The sequence below is a fragment of the Wocania arenilitoris genome, from assembly GCF_021728535.1.
GTDB classification, from domain to species: Bacteria; Bacteroidota; Bacteroidia; order Flavobacteriales; family Flavobacteriaceae; genus Wocania_A; species Wocania_A arenilitoris.
Window position 1 is genome coordinate 1 of the sequence record NZ_JAKKDU010000008.1, and the last position, 20128, is coordinate 20128.

Here is a 20128-nt window from a genome sequence, read left to right on the forward strand (position 1 = left end):
TTGATTAATGATTTTGCATTGTGTTCTCTGTTCATTGTAATGATTTTTAAGGTTAAAATTATAATCTTTTTTCTCTCTTAAAAATCAACCTATAAAAGTTCACTTTTTGCTGACGTTAAACAGGCTAAAGTCTCTATTAATGATGCCATTTTATCTCCTGTCATTGAGCAAATTATTCTTGATAATTTTATTCTACCAAGAATGTCTTTTGGAATGGTATCTTGCCAAGCCGATTTAAAAACAATGATTGGACTCGCAAGGCAATCCATAAAATCGAAGACAAAATCACTCTTATCCTTTTTAGTTGGTTTTAATACTTTTTCTTTTGCTGATATAGGTTTACACTCAAAACCAAAATCGAACTGAACTACTTTTAAATTTTCCATGATGTGAGACTTTAAATTAAACGCTATCTAATAATACTTGATAATTCACAGGATGCTTATCTCTGTAATAAGCTAAATGACTTTCTCCACTATCGACATCGTAATTTTCACTACTTAATCGGTAATGTTCTTCTACTTCTTGTAATGACATGTTGAATTTTTCAGACACTTGTTTCATAATTCTAAAATTTTTTGATTAAACAATATTTGAGCAGTACCTAAACGGAAGCTAAAATCTCAGCTCAAAAGGAAACGGAATAAATGAGGAAGGGGATAAGCGCAACGGCCTTATGCCGTAGTCTTTTGATGGGTGTATTTTACGAGTTTATCTTTGCACTATTCCCATAAATTCAGCATTTAAACTCAAACTAAGAAGTTCTAAATCGATAAGTTTTGGTTGGCGCCTTTGGTAGGTCAAAAGCTGTTCTTTTGATATTCTTCGTAATACTTCAAATATTCTTTCGTAATTTGCATTTAGGTTGTTCATTATTAATGTTTTATCGCTAAAACAAATTACTGATTGTCAGTAAAATGAACAACTTTTTTCTATTTAATCATAATGCACAACGGGTTTTATAAAAATTTTAACACCCCAATTTTAATAAATGCTTTATTCCTTAGCCGCCAGATAACGTTCGGCATCCAGAGCCGCCATACAACCTGTTCCTGCTGCTGTTACGGCTTGTCTGTAAACATGGTCGGCTGCATCTCCAGATACAAACACACCATCTATATTAGTTTTTGAAGTCCCTGGTATATCATTAATAATGTACCCTGTTTCATCTAAATCTAAATAGCCCTTAAAAATATCAGTATTTGGTTTGTGTCCAATAGCCACGAAGAAACCTGTTGCAGGAATTTCATGTTTTTCACCAGTTTTATTATTAAAAACTCTAACTCCAGTCACTACTTGCCCATCTCCTAGAACCTCATCAGTTTCAGTGTTGAATAAAATCTCGATGTTTTGGGTGTTTTTGACTCTGGCAGCCATAATTTTAGAAGCTCTAAAAACATCTCTTCTTACAATCATAGTTACCTTTTTGCACAATTTAGATAAGTAGTGTGCTTCTTCACAAGCAGAGTCCCCGGCGCCTACAATAACAACCTCTTGATTTCTATAAAAGAACCCATCACAAATAGCACAGGCCGATACACCGCCGCCAAGCTTCAAATATTTTTGTTCAGATTCCAGACCCAAGTATTTGGCGCTTGCCCCTGTTGAAATAATTACTGTATCTGCGTGAATTTCCTTGGTATCGTTTACCCATACTTTATGTACATCTCCCGAAAAGTCAACTTTGGTAATCCAGCCATCACGCACATCGGTTTCAAAACGTTGCGCCTGTGCCTGTAGTTGCATCATCATTTCCGGTCCGGTGACACCATCTGGATACCCTGGGAAATTCTCGACCTCATTGGTTGTTGTTAATTGACCACCTGGTTGTGTGCCTTGATATAAAACGGGTTTCATATTGGCCCTTGCAGCATAAATAGCCGCCGTATAACCTGCAGGTCCAGACCCTATAATTAAGCATTTTACTTTTTCTATTGTATCTGACATTATTTTTTGTATTAAATTTTAAACCAATTTTTAGTAATCTCTTTTTCGATAACTTCATTACCTCTATGAACAAACTCATTCTTAACCGCATCATATTTATAATCATCTCCCCACTCCTTAAATTTTTCAGCAACTTGTTTAACTGAATCACAAATAAAGTTAACCTCTTCATTTGTCATGGTTGGATGTATGGACATGCGAATCCAACCTGGACGCTCTATTAAACAGCCATCGAGTATCTTTTTTTCTATTGATTTCGATGTTGACTCGTTTACATTTAATAAGTAATGCCCATATGTGCCAGCACAAGAACAACCTCCACGTGTTTGAACACCGAAGCGGTCATTTAAAAGTTTCACTATTAAATTATAGTGTGCATCATCAATATAAAATGAAAATACGCCTAGTCTTTCGGTATGCTCTGGAGCCAAAATTTTTAGATTTTCAATTTTAGAAAGGTTTCTAAAAATAATATCATTTAGTTCATGCTCTCTATCTAAAATGTTTTGTACACCCATTTTTTCTTTAAGCTGGATAGACATCGCTATTTTAATAGCCTGTAAAAAACCTGGTGTACCACCGTCTTCTCTGGTTTCAATATCATCAATATAATCGTGATCTCCCCAAGGATTCGTATAAGATACTGTACCACCACCTGGGTTATCTGGCACTAAGTTTTTATATAGTTTTTTGTTGAATATAAGAACACCCGAAGACCCCGGTCCTCCTAAAAACTTATGAGGTGAAAATGTAATAGCATCTAAATATTCATCCTCATTTTCTGGATGCATATTGATGTTTACATAGGGGGCAGAACACGCAAAATCTACAAAACACAAACCATTGTTTTGGTGCATCACGCTTGCAACGTCATGGTAATTTGTTCTGATACCTGTAACATTAGAACACCCAGTAATAGCTGCTATTTTTATCGGACAATCTTTGTTCTCTTTTATTAATTCTTGTAACTGATTAATACAGGGTAAACCTGCTTCATTTGAAGGAATTACTTTTACCCTAGCTATAGTTTCTAACCATGAAGTTTGGTTGGAATGATGCTCCATATGAGATACAAAAATAATGGGTCTCTTTTCTTCTGGAACTGTGGTATAATCTTTTAAGCTTTCATTCACCTTTAATCCAAGGATCCTTTGAAACTTATTAATAGCTCCTGTCATGCCAGTACCAACAGTAATCAACACATCTTCTTTAGAAGCATTTACATGGTTTTTAATAATGTTTCTGGCATCGTGATAAGCCAAAGTCATGGTAGACCCCGTAATAGATGTTTCGGTATGGGTATTCGCTACATAAGGCCCTATTTCATTTAATAATTTTTCTTCGATAGGTCGATATAGTCTACCACTGGCTGTCCAATCTGCATAAATAATTTTTTTTCTGCCGTAAGGCGAATCAAAATATTGATCTACACCCACAATATGTTCTCTAAATGGTCTAAAATACTTTTCTAAACTATCAAATTCAACTTTAACTCTTAACATATTTTTGTTGTTTAAATTATTCTTCTTAAGAATCAATAGTTTCTAAATATAAATCTTCTAATTCCTTTAGGCTTATATCTTCACTTTTAAAAGATTCAACTAAACGTCCCTCTTTCATAATTCCAATATGTGTTGCAATTTGCTTTGCACGAAAAATATCATGAGTTGCCATAAGTGTTGCTACCCCTTTGTCTTTAAGGGTTAATAGCAAATTAGAAAATTCATTACTTGCCCTTGGGTCTAATCCAGATGTAGGTTCATCCAAAAGCAACACTTTAGCATCTTTAGCTAAAGCAATAGCAATGCCTACTTTTTGGCGCATACCTTTAGAATATGCAGACACTCTTTTGGTATGTGCATTAGCTTGTAATCCAGCTTCTGTTAGAAAATCTATAAACTCTGCTCTATTATACTTTTTCTTTGCTAAACCAACAAAATACTCTAGGTTTTCTAAACCAGTTAAAGTAGGGTAGAGCATCAAGTTTTCAGGAATATATGACAAATATTTTTTTGTCTCCATGTTTTTTTTGCTAACATCTAATCCGTTTATGCTAACACTTCCTTTTGTTGCTTCAATAAACCCTAGAAACAAATTAATGGTAGTCGATTTACCAGCACCATTGGCGCCTAATAGACAATAAATATCGCCTGCTTCAACTTTAATATTCAAATTATTAAGAGCAGAAAAGTTATTATATTCTTTACTTAAATTAGTTGCTTCTAACATATCTTAATTATTTTTTTTTGGGAAATTATTGAAATCTTCTACTGTTAATTTTTGATGGTTTTTGTATTTGTTATAAAAATAGGCTGTCCATTCTTTTTGAAATGTTTTTGTTGAATTTTGAAAACTCAAATAGTGTTGAGTATCGGTTTCAGCAATTTCATTCATTGTGTTTTGAAATAGTATAGAAGGAGAAAACCAACTAAGTTTATTTGCAAATTCACGTTGATTCATGGATTGATTTTCAAACTTGCTTTCAAACGCATCCATAAATTTATTTTTTTCATTTAATAGAATAAAGTTTTTATTCCAATAGATTCTAAAGCGATTATTTGCATCAACTTCTTTATCCTTTTCTGATGGATTGTCTTCATAAAACTTATGTAAAATAGCTTCCTCTTTCTTTTCGAATTCTTTTTCAATAGCTCTTTTTGAAGTGATGTATTCAACTCTAGATGGAGAAGGGTATACACTGCTTGCTAAAATATTTACAAAACTTGGTATAATCAATACGAAAAGTAACCATGTACCTAATAGTAAAATGATATTTTGAGAAGAAGACTTGTTAAGTAAGTTTACTAAAAAAGCCAAACCAAACCAAAACAAAGTATATAAAGCAATACTTAATAGTAAAACTAAATAAGATGTGTTTAAGAAATTAATATTTATGATAGATAACGATAAAGTTAATACAGCACTTATTAATAATACTAGGAAAAAATAACGAAATACTATTTTTTTTAATAACCATGTCTTTATATTAATTGGCATAGAAAGTAGCAGTCTAAGTGTGCCTTGTTCTCTTTCTGACGAAAGAATGTTATAACTAAAAGCAATAATTAAAAGCGGTAAAATAAATACAAATACAAAGGCTAAATCAAAACCTCCGGTAGCGATATTCATTGGGTTTTCAAAATTGTCATTATCTTTTTCTGCATTGGTGCCTCCAATATTTACTTTGCTGAAATAAGGAAAAATATCACTTTGACCGTTACTAATAAGAGAAAGTGGCGCTGGAGTTACTGTTAAATAAGTACCACCGTAATAATTACCCATAGCTACTGGGTTTGTAGGGTCTTCAAAAACTCTTTTGGGAGCTTCTTTTGTGCCCTTTTCAATAGAATCAAGGCTGTTTATATGGTTAGTATAAAATGTGTTCTCGTTATTTTTCACTAGTTCTATACCTTCTAATTGTTTATCAACTCTTGATTTACCATTGTTAGAAGCAAACAAAATGAAAATAAAAAGAAATAGTACTAATGTTAATACTAAAGGGTTTCTTATTATATTTTTAAGTTCTAGTTTTATCATTTCAATTTATTTTTTTGAACAGATAGAATTACCAAAAGACCACTTAATAACCACCATATAATTAAATACATTAAGTTACTAGAGTTTTTTTCTATAGTTTGTGAAAGCGTGATTGGTTGGTATTCAAACTTTATGTTTTTCTTGAAAAAATCTGCGTCTACTGCGCCTCTTGGACCATTGTTTAAACTGCTAATTAAAGCGCCTCTATATTCTTCGGCTTGATAGGTAAAGTTGTAATGTGATTGTAAATCTGTGTTTGCAAATTGCATTGAAAGCATTCTCATTAAAATTGTTGGAGAAATGAATGCATTTAGTTGATGGATTTTCAATTGCTCAATATATATATTGTTTAATTGAGTCATTGCATTTTTATATACCGTAGTCTCGTGTTTTTCTCCTGCTTGCATAAGCAATTGATAAAAATTAACAGGGAGTTTTTCGATACTCTTTACATTATACTTTTTTAGTAAGCTATCCTTAAAAGCAACGGCTTTTTCCGAGGAAGGGTCATGTCCATTAATACCGCTTGCTAATTCTTTTTTTATATTTTCTTGATACGATATCGCAGAAGGTGTTTCATGCGTTTTTTTTGACATATCTGCTGTTAATTTGGGCATAAGCAAAGCAGAAATCATCCAAAAGCTTAGTAAAATAATTAAAGAGAAATTACTGCTTTTTGCCCATACTGATGTTGCTATAGAAAGATGTATAAATATTCCATAGTATAGTAGTAAGCTAATTAAAACAAACCCATAACGTAAAAAGTCTCCATTTTCGTAATTTGAAAAAGCAATAAAACAAAATCCTAATAAAAAAACAGGTACTAATAATAAAAGTAACGCTAACCATATTCCAATGGTTTTACCTAAAACTAATTTTCTTTTTGATCCGCCTTGGCTAAGTATAAGTTGAAGTGTGCCACTTTCTTTCTCTGTAGTAAAACTATTAAATCCTAATAAAATAATAAGTAATGGCATTAAAAATATAAAAACAAAAGCGGGACTTAAATCTGCAAATCTAGCCAGGTCATTTTGATCCCTAATTTGCTTATATGATGCCGAATTTTGACGATGTGCCTCTAAAAAGATAGAAACCCCTAAATATTTATTTAATCCATTGTCTATTAAAGAAAGTGTGGGAATAGGTTTAAAAGCAAAAGTGCCGTAATGCGCTGCAGAATGAGCGCTTTTTTTGCCTTGACCTTCCCATTGATCTCTTGCTAAATTTTGAGCAGTTTGATGTTCTTGTTGAACTTTTTTGTACGTTTTCCAACTAATAAACATTGAGAATACGAGTAATATTAAAAGCGTAATACTGATTAAACGAAACCTATTATTTCGTAAAAGCTCTTTAACTTCTTTTTTGGCGATTAATAATATCATAGAAAAATTTGTATATATAAAATTCTTTCTGAAAGGTTTAAATAGCTTTCTAATTTTTGCTTTTTATTCTTTGTGTTGTAAACATTTAAAGTTATTTTTTAAGTAATCACTCCGGTAACCAGCCGGAGTGACATCAATCAAAAAATCATCCTTTGTTAATTACTTTAACACTAAAACAAATTATCGGATGAACTCTTTATTTTTTAAATATCTTATGTTTTCTATTAAACAGGCATAATACCAATTCATATCTGGTTCTAATGAATAAGCACCATCGATTGTCTTTGCACAACCTTTAACATAGCTAAGAAAACTATTTTAAAAGGTGTTTTAAGTACATTAATAAGTTTCGTTCTTCTATATCATATTTGCCATCCGTAAGGAATAATTCTTTAATACTATTGAAAAGCTCCTCTGTATTTTCGCTTGAGTATCCTAACCTATTATGAGCACCAATAATTTTTTGTAGACTAGCATAGTCACTGTCTAGTTCAAATTCATCATGCATTTTATCAAAAAAAGCATAAGACGTTTTTGTTTTTACTAATGCAATTTCCTTTTTTGATTCCTTGTAATCAGCATTTATACAGTAGATAAACAAATACGTTAAAAATTCATCTTTGATCCAATTTGTAGAATAATCTTTCATAATAGTTTATTTTTGAAATTTTGACACGCCTTCTTTTAACCAAGTATGGTATTCATCAACATCTGGCGTATAAGCTACTGGATCTATAAGATTATCTTCATTATGATCCATAAGAACATAAAATGGTTGAGAGTTTGCTTTGTATTTAATAGTTTGTAACTCACTCCATTTTTGACCTATATATTTTAGTTTCTTGCCTGGTTTCAATTTTGAATCTACAACTTCATCAGCTTCTAACTTACGTTTATCATCTACATATAAAGAAATTAAAACGACGTCATTCTTTAAAATTTGTAAAACCTCCGGTTTTGGCCACACATTTTGTTCCATCTTTCTGCAATTTACACATGCCCAACCTGTAAAATCAATCATTACCGGCTTACCTACTTCTTTAGCATAAGCTAAACCTTTATCATAATCATTAAAAGCTAAAATATCGTGTGGTGCCAATAAATGAGCACCTTCTGGTAAATTATTATGATTTTCAGAAACTGAACCGCCTCCAACTTTACTAAACCCTACACCATAAGGAGATTCGCTGTACTCCTGTGGTGGCGGAAATGCACTAATTAAATTAAGAGGCGCTCCCCAAAGCCCTGGAATCATGTATATTGTAAATGATAATACAATTAAACCTAAACTTAAACGACCTACTGAAATATGAGTTAAAGGCGAATCGTGTGGTAACTGTATTTTTCCGAAAAGATAAAATGCCAAAGCTCCAAATATCGCAATCCAAATGGCTATAAAAACTTCTCTTTCTAAAAAGTGTGCTTGCAATACCAAATCGGCTTGTGATAAAAATTTAAAGGCCAATGCTAATTCTAAAAACCCTAAAACTACTTTTACGGTATTGAGCCAACCTCCAGATTTAGGTAATGAATTTAACCAACCAGGGAATGCCGCAAATAATGCAAAAGGTAATGCTATAGCCAATGAAAAACCAAACATCCCTACTACTGGCCCAATTTTATCACCGCCAGCAGCAGCCTCAACTAAAATAGTTCCCACTATTGGGCCTGTACAAGAAAAAGACACTATTGCTAGAGCCAAAGCCATAAAGAAAATCCCAATATAACCTCCTCTATCCGCTTGCGAATCTACTTTATTAGCCCAAGAATTAGGTAGCATAATCTCGAAAGCCCCTAAAAAGGACACTGCAAATATTATTAATAGTAAGAAGAATATAATATTAAACCAAATATTAGTCGCTAATGCATTTAATGCACTTGGACCGAAAATAGCAGATACAAATACTCCCAATAAAACATAAATCACTATGATGCAAACTCCGTAAATAATTGCATTCCTAATACCTTCACTTTTATTTTTACTTTGTTTGGTAAAGAAGCTTACTGTCATAGGAATCATTGGAAACACACACGGTGTTAGTAAAGCAGTAAACCCAAATAAAAAGGCCAAAATAAATGTTCCCCACAAACTTCTTTTAGATTCACCACTTTTAGATGTATCTACTTTATGTTCTGATAAAGCGGCTGAAGTTTCGCTATCACTTGCAGGTACTATTTTAACTACTGCAGCCTTCTCTTTTGATAGATTAAAAACTAAATCTACTTCAGTAGGCGGTAAGCATTGCTCATCATTACAAACCATGAATTCCACAAAACCTTCTATTGCTGCTTTATCTCCTAAAACTTCTATGTTCTGTTCGAAAACGGCATTGCCTTCAAAAAATTTAATCTTCATTTTAAAAACAGGGTCGTCTACTGTATGCCCTTCTCCTTCAGAGGTATTACCAACTATTTTAAACGCACCATTGGCATCATCGTAAGTAAAAGTTGTTGGAATTGGTCCATCTTCAGGAACATTTTGTGAGTATAAGTGCCACCCGGGTTCAATACTTGCCTTTGAAATTAACTTGTATTCTGTATCTGAAATTTTCTCAACAGAGGTTGACCATTTTACTGGTTCAAATATTTGTGAAAAGCCAATCGTGGAAAAGGTTAAAACAACTATTAAAATTAGTTTTTTCATAATGATGGTTTGTTAGTGTATTTGTTTGTTTTAAAAAGGGCTGCTTTACAGCCCTTTTTTCATCTTTATTATTTTATTGAGTGACTAATTCAAAATAATTATTAACTATGAAAACAGAGAACAATTTAAAGATGATATAATTATTTATTTCTTTGGTTTAAATACAATTTCATAAGATTCAGCATCCTTTAAAAGTGTACCCATTACCCTTTGAATATCTGTTGCAGTAATAGACTTTATAATATCCTCGAAATTTTTAGGATCATTCATATTATAACCTTCTAACACATAATTCATTAAAAGACTCATTTCATAACCATTATAGTTTTGACTTTCTTCTCTTTCTTTTAAATAATTAGCTAATGTTTTGTCTAAGTCTTTTTGTTGAATTGTACCATTTTTAATGGCTTCCATTTCATTATGCACAATACTTATTAATTTTTCCGCTAAATCTGGGTTGCAATCAAAACTAACTGATAGTCTCGCCTGTTCCTTAGGCTCTTTAGACAAACTTCCTCTAGAACTTGCTCCATAAGTACCGCCTTCCTGTTCTCTTAAAGACTCTGTATAACGCAACTGCAAAATATCTCCTAAAGTTCTCATTAAATACATGTTTTTTAGGCTGTATTCCATATCATTTTTTACAGACAATCTTACAGAAGTTTTAGGGTCTTCCATCTCTAAATATACATCTTTATCAGTGGTTTTATTAATCCAAGATGATGATGTATCTTTCCAATTTTCTTTAATATCATTTGCTGGAATACTTGCTATATAATTTTCTAACAATGGTTTTAAATCCTCTTTAGAAACATCTCCAATAATAAAGAAAGTAAAGTCTGCCACATTAGCAAATCTAGTCTTGTAAATTGATTTCATTTTATCAAACGAAGCTTCTGAAACATAATTTTTATCAAACAAACGTTCTTTAGGATGGTTTTTCCCATAAAGAATAGTTGTAATACTATCATTCATTTTAGAACTTACTTGTTTACTTTTTCTAATTAAAAAATTATCTACATTTTGCATGAATACATTATAACCATCTTTATCAAATCGGGGCTTTGTAAAACGTAAATTCACTAATTGTAACATTGTTTTTACATCTTTTGTTGAAGACGAACCAGAAACAGATTCTGTAATTCCGTTAATTCTAGTACTTGCTCTAGCCGTTTTACCTGCTAAAACTTTTGGTAATTCTGTTGCAGAAAATTCACCTAAACCAGACATCTCTATAACTTGTCCTAATAAGTTTGCAGAGGGTAAATCTTCATTTGAGACTAAAGACATTCCACCATCACTAATAGCTTGTAAGCTTACTTTGTTTTTATTTTTATTTACAAACTTATAATGTACTTTAACACCATTACTTAAAGTAAACTCTGTAGAACCTATTACTTGGTTTTTAACTTCTGATACTATTTTACCACTAGTAAGAGTAACACCAGACATTAATTCTTTTGCTTCTTCTTCTTCTTCATAAGGTTTTAAAGTAGTATCATTCTCTGCGGCTTTAATAATTGCTAATGCATCTGCTTTTGTTAAATTATTATTACCATCTACACCCGTTACAATTAAAGACCTGTTCTTTTGAGTGTACATTTTTTTAATTTGCACTAGTAAATCAGCTTGAGTTAACTGACTAAAGAATATTTTTACCAACTCATATTCTGCCTTAACATCTTTCATTGAGGCATTTTTTAAATAATTCTTTTGAATTGTTCTAACAATTGCACGATGAGATCTATCGTCTAGTTTAGAAATTTGATTTTCGTAATAGTTACCAAATTCAGCTTTAACTCTATTAATCTCTGCATTAGTAAAACCAAATTTAACAGCTCTATTTACTTCTGTAATAGCTAATTTAAAAGCCTCTTGTTGCATGTTAGGCTTCGGATATACTCCAAGTGCAAAAGATTTATGATTTCTGGCAAATCCATCATCAGAATACCCTGCTCGAACACCCATAAATGGTGCATTTGGTTGTTGTGAAATTTCTTGAAACCTTGTAGATAATATAGAATTTACCATATTATTTAAAAGATTTTCTTTTAAATCGCCAATAGTTTCGTTTTCTAACGATTTAGGATGACGAATACTAAAAGATATGTTTGAAGTAGCAACTTCTTTATCCATAGCAATGGCATAAATCATATCTTCATTATCATCTATTTTAACCGAAAAACGTTCTGGACCATCTTTTACTGCAGGAATCGAAGAAAACTTAGCTTTAATTTTAGTTTCCATCTCATCGATGTCAAAATCACCTATTACAGCAATAGCTTGCAAGTCTGTTCGATACCAATCATGATAAAAATCGCGAAGAGCTTTATATTCAAAATTTTCAACAATATCCATTAAACCAATAGGTAAACGATTTGCATATTTAGAGTTGTTTACCATTGCACCAATATTTTTTTGCAAAATACGCATGCCTCCATTTTGCCTAGTTCTCCATTCTTCTTTTATAACGCCTCTTTCTGCATCAATTTCTTCCTCAGTTAACAATAAATAGTTAGACCAATCGTGTAATATTTGCAAACCCGTTTCAATAAGTTCTGGTCTTGTTGGCACATTATCTACATTATAGACAGTCTCATCAAAAGAAGTATATGCATTGATGTCTTTACCAAATACAATACCTTCTTTTTGAAGCGTTTCTAAAATGCCTTTTCCAGGAAACGCTTTTGTACCATTAAAAGCCATATGCTCTAAAAAGTGCGCTAAACCTTGTTGGTTATCGTTTTCTAAAATGGATCCTACATTTTGAATAATATAGTAAGATGCTACATCTTTTGTTACATCTGTACTATGCAAATAATAGGTCATCCCGTTTGAAAGAACACCTTTACGAATACTCTGGTCTTCTGGCAATGACTGGCTTAAATTTAGAGATTGAGCACTTGTATTTAGACAAAATGCAATAGCAAATAATTGGAATAAAATACGTTTCATTAATGTTTATTTTTTAGTTTATTTCACTATTCTTAATTATATGTCTCAATTTATAGTATTTACCCTAGTAAAACTTATGTTAAAACTCTCTTAATTTACTGCAAGGAAAATATCAAATTATTTAAAGACTATAAGTAAACACTGAGTAAATTCCTGATTCTGAGTCTTAGATGTTTTTTAAAGTAAAGCGTAATAAAAATAATTTAATTACTAAAAATTATGTATGGTGTCATAGCCTTTAAGTATTAACTAACTACTTTATAATACTCCAAATTAGTTATTTAAAGTAGTAGGGTAAAGTAATTTTTTTACGTATTATATATATAATTTTAAATACTATTATTATGAAAAATATTTTTTTATTACTTGGACTAATTTGTTGTTTCACATTAAACTCATCTTTAGTAGCAGCGCAAGAAGGCTGTAAAGTGTTGTTAGAGAACATTTCAGACACCTATAAAGGTGAATGCAAAAAAGGAGTTGCCAATGGTAATGGGATAGCAAAAGGAATAGATTCATTTGAAGGTGAGTTTAAAAAAGGTTATCCTCATGGCAATGGCACTATGACTTATGCTAATGGGTCTATTTATACGGGTAAATGGAAAAAAGGTAAACGTGATGGTAATGGCGTTTACACAGCAAAAATTGATGGCCAAGAGATAGAACAGAATGGTGTATGGAAAGGCGATAAATATATTGGAAAAAAGAAATCTCAAATGTATAAGGTTGTTACGGATATGGGTGTTCGTAATTATAAAATACGAAAAGTTGATGATGCAGTTAACCAAGTAACTGTAGAGGTGAAAAGAAATGGAGAGAGATTAAGGATGCCAAATACTCTTATAGGTGATAGTGGAAATTATAGAGTTGATCAAAATTTAGGTATTTTTACAGGTACAAATACACCTTTTGAAGGCAGCATGAATTTTACGGTTAATAACATAGGTAACCCTGGAACTACTATTGTTAATTTTAATTTTATTATTTTAGAACCTGGTGAGTGGGTCGTTGAGGTGAATATTAATATTTAATAGTACTTCCGTTGTTATTGTCAACTAATTTGTTAATAATGACGATACAATGCTGTTATCAGATATCTAACTCCTCATTAATTCTTATAGAAGGAAAAGAACATAATGCATTTGATTATATATTAAAAAAAAGGGAAGCTTTAACTTCCCTTTTTTCTCTTTCATTTTAATTGGTAACTAACTCAAAAACAACTATATAATAAAGTTTATGAAAGATTATTTAAGCAACTCTTCAAGTAAGATAAAAGCTTCTTCTCCAGAACCAACATATTTTTTTACTATTTTGCCTTCAGGATCAATAATAAATTTTGTTGGAAATGCACTAACATTATAGCGAAGAACAAAGTTATCTACCTCACTGTCCCTAACATCCATAACTTGTTTCCAGTTGTACTCATTTCTAGTAACAAAATCTATTATTCTTTGCTTTTTATCACCAGAATTTACGCCCAATATTTCTAAACGATCATTATATTTTTTACTAAACTCTTTTACTTTAGGCATTTCGGAGACACAAGGCCCACACCAGATACCCCAAAAGTCTATCATAACGTATTTACCTCTATAAGAGGCCAAATCAAACTCAAAACCATCTAGGGTAGATGTTGTCTTAATGGCTGGAGCCATAGCGCCTTCCTTGGTATTGTTAATTGCATTAACCCTATAAGACAGGTCTTTATAGAAAGATAGGTTAACTAAAGAGCTATCGAGATTATTATAAGCTTTAATCGCATCATCGTTATTTATTTGACTACGAGATAACATATCATTTAAGTAATAAAGCGAAGCTACAGAAGAGGCGTTTTTTAATACATAATCTTTTTTAATGGATTTAACAATATTACCTACTGAATCTGCTTTTGCTTCAAACACTTTCTTTTTTTCATTATCTTCTTCATAAGCTGATTTGACTCTATAATTAAGGCTTTCGTTCATAAATGGATAAATTTCTTTATGAAATATTCCTAACTCATTATTTATGCTGTCACTATCTGTTGGATAGGCGTCCATAAAATCAGAAATACTACCACTTACCTTAATGTTAGCACCAGGATAAAGAATAACATTAAGATATCCAGATTGTGCAGGGTAAAACCCTCTAGGTGTTGATTTACTTAGCTCTTTCATCCTTGAAAAAAAAGATACAAAGTGATGACCTTGAATTGAATCTGTAAGGCTAAAATTCCCGTTTGTAACAATTAAGGAATCCATTCTATATCCTAAGTTTTCATAATCCTTATTAGGTAATCTAAAATATAAGTTATTATTTCCTAGACCTTCAATAGTACCTTTTATTGTAAAGGTTGTAGGTAAAGATTCAACCCCCTCATGATTTCTTTTACAGGAGAATATAAAAGTCGTCAATACTAATATTATAAATTTTAATCTCATCATAAATTAAATTGTTTTTTAATGTTAATCTGTATTATAGAGTTAAAAAGTACTTCAAAATAATAAATTATTTTGAAGTACTTTTTCTAAAAAAATTAGTATTGATTTTGTACGGTAGCACCACCACTTAAAATTATAATTTCATCACCAATAGGTCTAGCCCAAGATCTAGAATCTGGTTGGATGGTGATGGTTTCACCATTAATGTTTCTAGTTATTACTATTGGGTCTGTTAATGGGTCATTATTTAAGCGCTTAATATCCATAAAACGTAAAGTAAATGGGGCTTCTCTTCTACGTTCGTTAAGGACTTCATTTACTGCATCTTTATCTGAAGTTGGTATAGACAGTGGTGAGTAATCAGCTACTGCAAAACGATTAATACGAACCATTTCAACATCTGCCATGGCACCTGCAAAATCATTATCCCGAGCTTTGCATTCGGCTCTTGTTAAATACATTTCAGCAACATTAGGTCCAGCATAAGTATCCCCAGGCCCCATATTCATATAACTGGTCCAAGTGTTAGTGGTAGCACCATTGCGTGAAAACCAACCGTCAATATAAAACACATTACGTATATCTGCTGGATCATATAAATCTAACAATTCTTGGCTGGGGCTTGTATTCCAATATCCATTAGTTTCATAGAAATACCAATATTGGTCATTATAAAAGTCTGAACCAGCTTGTTGCCAAGAAGCCAATTGTGCAGTATTTGGATAAACATATGGACCATACCATAAAGTATATGGAAGAATACTAATACTATTTTCAAAATTTATCATGGTGCTAAAACCACTTAATGCAGTATCGGCATGAGTTTTAGCTTTGTCATAATTACCCAAATATAAATGTATTCTAGCCGCTAGAGCGTGTACACTTGGTTTTCCTATACGAAAGCGACCCTTTTTTTCAGTATTTGGGTATTTTAATGCTTCATCCAATTCAGTTAAAATAAAATCAAAAGTTTCCTTAACTGTGGCTCTTTCTTGACTCTCTGTGACAGAACTTGTTTGTTTTATAACAATACCTAGCTCGTCATTATTAGCCTCATTAGGGTACAAGGCATATGTAAGTGCTACATTAAAATGATTATGGGCCCGATAAAAATGGGCTTCAGCAGTTAATAGGTCAACTAATGCCTGATCTTCTATACCCTTTATCTGTCCTTCTTCTAGTTGCTCTAATACTAAATTTGATACTACTAACATTTGACCATAATAACTCCTCCAAGTCTGATCACTTGATCTACTACCCATGATAGTAGAAAAGGTATAATGTTCTTGTTGTTCATCTGAAAAAGAAGAAGTCTCATCTAAAATCTCTTGAGGCATAGACGCATTATCGGTACACCATACATTAGCTTGATGTTCTGTTCCGTTGGTAGCAATAGTTCCATAAAATAATCTATCAAGATCATCAACCGATTGTATTACAACATCTGTGTTGACATTAGGATTAACATCTAAATGGTCTCCAGAGCAGGCTACAAAAAGGGCACTACATAATATAAATAAAAATACTTTTTTCATAATTTGTTTTTTTTAAAATTCGATATTTAGACCTAATGAAAATGTTTTCTCAGGAGCTCTAGTTACCCCTTCAATATATTCTGGGTCTATACCATAATCATTGGCTTTCCATATATTACCTAAGTTTTCGGCTTGAGCAAATAACCTCAAACTTGAAATTCCTATTTTTGATAGTACATCTCTAGGCATATCATATGCAAAATACACTTGTCTTAAACGAATATGTGCCGCATCTTCTACCAAAGTATCTAAATTTGGTGTGTACCAGCCCCATCTATAACTCCATAATTCCCACTCAGTTTCTAATTTGGGAAGTCCCATAGCGTCATGATTACCAGTTAATAAACCAGCTAAATCTTCATGAAATCCTCCTTTTTGCAAGAATACTGGATAATCGAAAGTAGGCCTAACAAATTTATGTCCAAATTTACCTGTCATTCTGGTAGATAATGTAAAGTTTTTAAATCTAAAAGTATTGTTCCATCCTATTACAGTTGGTGCTATTCTAGTACCCATGAATTTAAGAACATCTCTTCCTTCTTCTCCATTTTGCCCAATGTTTTGATCCATTCCATAAGTTTCTCCATTTTCTCCAATTATAGTTGGGTATGGTTTGGGTTGTGAAGGTATGGTTTGCATACCACCATATACAAAGGAATAGATAGGTTGATATGGTTTTCCTTCAATATATGGGAAATTAGGAAGGGAACGAGGAAAGATTTGAATATCTTTTAATGAGGTCACTTCACTATCATTAAAAGCAAAAACAACATTAGTTGTAAAACTAGTCTCACTGGACAGTCTGATGTCTGAACTCAAATCAAACTCAATACCTTTGTTAAGCATACTTGCTACATTGTATCTAGCTGAACTAAAACCTGTAGTAGGAGAAGTATCTACACTAGCAATTAAATCTTTACTAGCTTTATTATAGTAATCTATTGAACCATATAATTTACTATCGAATAAATCAAGGTCTAAACCAATATTATAAGTACTAACACGTTCCCAACGTAAATCCGGATTGCCTAAACCATTAAGAAAAGCTCTAAAACCTCCATGAACAGGACTAAAAGAAGGACTCAAGCTTATAGTAGGTATTGTAGATTCTGCATTTACAACATTACCATTTTGGCCATTGGTAACTCTAAGTTTTAAACGATTAACAAAGTCAACATCTCTTAAGAAGTTTTCTTCACTAATGTTCCAGCTAGCTCCAATAGACCACATAGGGTTATAACGTTGGCTCTTATCTTCAACAATAAAGTTAGCTCCATCAGAACGTGCACTACCAGAAATGGTATACTTGCCATCATAGGTGTATGCAAAATTTCCAAAATATGAATAATAACGATCATCACTTTTTCTGAAAGCTCTGCCATCACCAACTCCACCGGCACCCCATATTGGTTGCCAAGGTTGATTGTTTGGAACAGCATAAGTGAAGTTATCTTTGTTAAAGCCATAGGTCCTTACCCCACCTGTAAATTTAGTGGTGCTAGAAGTTCTTTCTATACCTCCTAAAACGGTGATGTAATGTTTACCAAACATTTTATCGTAAGTTATTAAGTTTCTTAAAGAAAGATAATCGGTTTCACCAAAGGAATTGTCTAAGATGGCTCCAGTAGGAATACGAGACTCTCCCAAATTACCTGTTACTGGGTCATAATTGGGTATTTCGAATCCATTAATGACTTGAAATTTAACATAAGACGTTTCAGGGCCATTATAGTTATTAGAATTGGTATCATATTTCTGATAGGTAAAACTTGGTTTAACCATCAATCCATCTAAAATTTTAATGTCTAATCCAGCACTAACTCTAAAATTAGTTTCCTTAGTAACAAATTCTGTATCTCTGGCATCCCTAAGCGGGTTATAAGTAATATCGTTATAAGGCAAGCCATTAACACTATTAGCAAAAATTTCTAAGTACTTGGCATCATATGTAGGATGATATACGGAAGCATAAGTGCCATCTTCATTTATCAATCGATCATAGGGTTGTAAGTTCTGTATTGTATTAAACCCAATACCCGCAGTTTCTCTTCTAGATTTATCTAACATTCCACTAATGTTTAATGTTAACCAATCTGAAATTTTATACTGGTTGTTAAGGTTAATTAATAATTGATTGTCTTCAGTCCCTATAAATGCACCTGTATTATCGTTATATAACACAGATAACCTAGTATTGCTATTTTCAGTAGAAGTGCCAAAAGACAAATTATATTGTTTTTGAATAGGAGCTTCTAATAAGTATTGCTTAGCATCTAAAAGGCTATTATTGTTAGACAGCCTAGAAATAATGGTATTTAACTCTGCCTGGGTTATGTTGCCATTATAAGCGTCAAAATAAGCTCTAGCCCCTTGAGAATAAGCTGTATTTCCATTTCTGTTAACATTTTGTCTGTCAAACAATGTATTTGGAGCAGGATAAGGCAACATAAAACTACTACTAGTACCATGTCCGCCAGGTATCCATACGGTAGCCTCATATGCTAATTGTGTTTTGGAATCAGCAGTTGTAATATTGCGATCTAAATCCATTTTGGGACGCATTTTAACTGAAGATGTAAAACCTACCTGTAACTTACCTTTCTTGGCTTTTTTTGTTGTAATTACAATGACACCGTTTGCAGCTCTTGCTCCCCATATAGAAGCTGCAGCAGCATCCTTAAGAATGTTTATGCTTTCAACATCGTTAGGGTTAATGGTATTAAAGTTGGTTACATTTATTGGAAATCCATCAACTACTAAAAGCGGTGCCCTATTTGAAGAAATAGTTCCAACACCCCTAATAGCTATATCGTCCAAGTTAATTCTTCCATCTGCATCTTCTACAACTTGTATACCTGGTGCTATACCTTGTAAAACAGACCCGATGTTTTGTGTTACCGTATTCTGAATTTGTTCTTTCTTAACAGTTGTAAAAGCTCCAGTAGAACGCTCTTTTGCTATTTTTTGGTATCCTGTTATTACAATTTCTTGTAACTCGTTAACATCATCTTGTAAAATAAAGTCGTAAATCGTTTTCCCAGACGCTATAATTTGTTTAGATGTTACGTACCCAATACCAGTTACCACCAAGATATCATTAGGACTTACAGATAATGTGAATTTACCATCAAAATCTGTACTTGTTCCTCTAATAACATTTTCTCCAATAACAGAAGCATCTTTTGTTACATAAACACTTAATCCTGGAATAGGCATGCCATTTTTGTCGGTAATTGTACCAGTTGCAGTCATGCCTTGTAAGGTGTCTGGTGCAGGCTTTTCTTTAATTAAAACATTATTTGAATTTGCAGATAATTCAATTTGAAATTCGCCTTGAGACAAACTCTTTTGAAGTAATTTGTTAATTAAAATACTTCCTTTTTTAATATCTACTTTAGGGAAGTCTTTAAACATATCGACTTGATAAATAAACGTATAGTCTGTTTGATCTGAAATAAGCTCAAATACTTGATCTACAGTTAATACTTTATCTGAATCAATTTTTATTTTGGTGTTTTGAGAAAACACCTCGTTCAAAGGCGAGACGCCAAAAACCAAAGAGCAAAACAAGAATACAAAACTCTTCATAGCTATTTTTAGTAATTTTTTTCTATAAAAGAAAAAAAGGGTTTTTAATTTAATTTCCATAAATTTACATTGTTAATTGGTTAGTTAATATTTAATTAATTAATGACACATATATAA

At 32.1% G+C, this 20128-nt stretch carries 14 protein-coding genes and 1 pseudogene; 1 reads left to right on the top strand and 14 read right to left on the bottom strand.

Translation table 11 applies throughout. The features are described 5' to 3' along the window. Positions 1–89: 89 nt before the first annotated feature. The 11 genes and pseudogenes from L3X37_RS07800 to L3X37_RS07845 form a co-directional block, all read right to left on the bottom strand. Positions 90–386 carry a hypothetical protein gene (locus L3X37_RS07800; protein ID WP_237239611.1) on the bottom strand — a complete coding sequence of 99 codons (297 nt, stop codon included), beginning with the start codon at positions 384–386 and terminating at the stop codon, positions 90–92. Between the two features lie 16 nt (positions 387–402). Then, complete coding sequence (locus L3X37_RS07805) at positions 403–564, bottom strand: hypothetical protein (protein WP_237239612.1); 162 nt, start codon at positions 562–564, stop codon at positions 403–405. 159 nt (positions 565–723) lie between these two features. After that, positions 724–873, bottom strand: a pseudogene (locus L3X37_RS15525) (IS982 family transposase); the annotation flags it as partial. Positions 874–996: 123 nt separating this feature from the next. Continuing rightward, complete coding sequence (gene trxB / locus L3X37_RS07810) at positions 997–1947, bottom strand: thioredoxin-disulfide reductase (RefSeq protein ID WP_237239613.1); 951 nt, start codon at positions 1945–1947, stop codon at positions 997–999. 11 nt (positions 1948–1958) lie between these two features. Continuing rightward, positions 1959–3449 carry an aminotransferase class V-fold PLP-dependent enzyme gene (locus tag L3X37_RS07815; protein ID WP_237239614.1) on the bottom strand — a complete coding sequence of 497 codons (1491 nt, stop codon included), beginning with the start codon at positions 3447–3449 and terminating at the stop codon, positions 1959–1961. Between the two features lie 25 nt (positions 3450–3474). Further along, positions 3475–4176 carry an ABC transporter ATP-binding protein gene (locus tag L3X37_RS07820; RefSeq protein WP_237239615.1) on the bottom strand — a complete coding sequence of 234 codons (702 nt, stop codon included), beginning with the start codon at positions 4174–4176 and terminating at the stop codon, positions 3475–3477. A 3-nt stretch (positions 4177–4179) separates the two neighbouring features. Further along, complete coding sequence (locus L3X37_RS07825; RefSeq protein ID WP_237239616.1) at positions 4180–5484, bottom strand: ABC transporter permease subunit; 1305 nt, start codon at positions 5482–5484, stop codon at positions 4180–4182. Continuing rightward, the gene (locus L3X37_RS07830) at positions 5481–6866 is read right to left on the bottom strand and encodes a DUF2705 family protein (RefSeq protein ID WP_237239617.1); all 1386 of its coding nucleotides are present in this window, start codon (positions 6864–6866) and stop codon (positions 5481–5483) included. The genes L3X37_RS07825 and L3X37_RS07830 overlap by 4 nt, the downstream gene beginning before the upstream one ends. 313 nt (positions 6867–7179) lie before the next feature. Then, positions 7180–7515 carry a hypothetical protein gene (locus tag L3X37_RS07835; RefSeq protein WP_237239618.1) on the bottom strand — a complete coding sequence of 112 codons (336 nt, stop codon included), beginning with the start codon at positions 7513–7515 and terminating at the stop codon, positions 7180–7182. A gap of 6 nt (positions 7516–7521) precedes the next feature. Then, positions 7522–9510, bottom strand: coding sequence for a protein-disulfide reductase DsbD family protein (locus L3X37_RS07840; protein ID WP_237239619.1), 1989 nt, complete (start codon positions 9508–9510; stop codon positions 7522–7524). Positions 9511–9654: 144 nt separating this feature from the next. Next, a complete protein-coding gene (locus L3X37_RS07845) occupies positions 9655–12465 on the bottom strand; it encodes a M16 family metallopeptidase (protein ID WP_237239620.1) in 2811 nt (936 codons plus the stop codon). A 344-nt stretch (positions 12466–12809) separates the two neighbouring features. Here L3X37_RS07845 and L3X37_RS07850 point away from each other — a divergent pair, with 344 nt between their 5' ends. After that, on the top strand, positions 12810–13496 hold the full coding sequence (locus L3X37_RS07850) for an MORN repeat-containing protein (protein ID WP_237239621.1): 687 nt from the start codon (positions 12810–12812) through the stop codon (positions 13494–13496). Positions 13497–13712: 216 nt separating this feature from the next. Here the strand turns inward: L3X37_RS07850 and L3X37_RS07855 are convergent, their stop codons facing one another. The 3 genes from L3X37_RS07855 to L3X37_RS07865 form a co-directional block, all read right to left on the bottom strand. After that, entirely contained in the window at positions 13713–14891 is a 1179-nt protein-coding gene (locus tag L3X37_RS07855; RefSeq protein ID WP_237239622.1) for a TlpA disulfide reductase family protein, read from the bottom strand. Positions 14892–14983: 92 nt separating this feature from the next. Continuing rightward, a complete protein-coding gene (locus tag L3X37_RS07860) occupies positions 14984–16423 on the bottom strand; it encodes a RagB/SusD family nutrient uptake outer membrane protein (RefSeq protein ID WP_237239623.1) in 1440 nt (479 codons plus the stop codon). Positions 16424–16435: 12 nt separating this feature from the next. After that, positions 16436–20071 (bottom strand): SusC/RagA family TonB-linked outer membrane protein, encoded by a 3636-nt coding sequence (locus tag L3X37_RS07865; protein WP_237239624.1) that lies wholly within the window; start codon positions 20069–20071, stop codon positions 16436–16438. Positions 20072–20128: the final 57 nt, after the last annotated feature.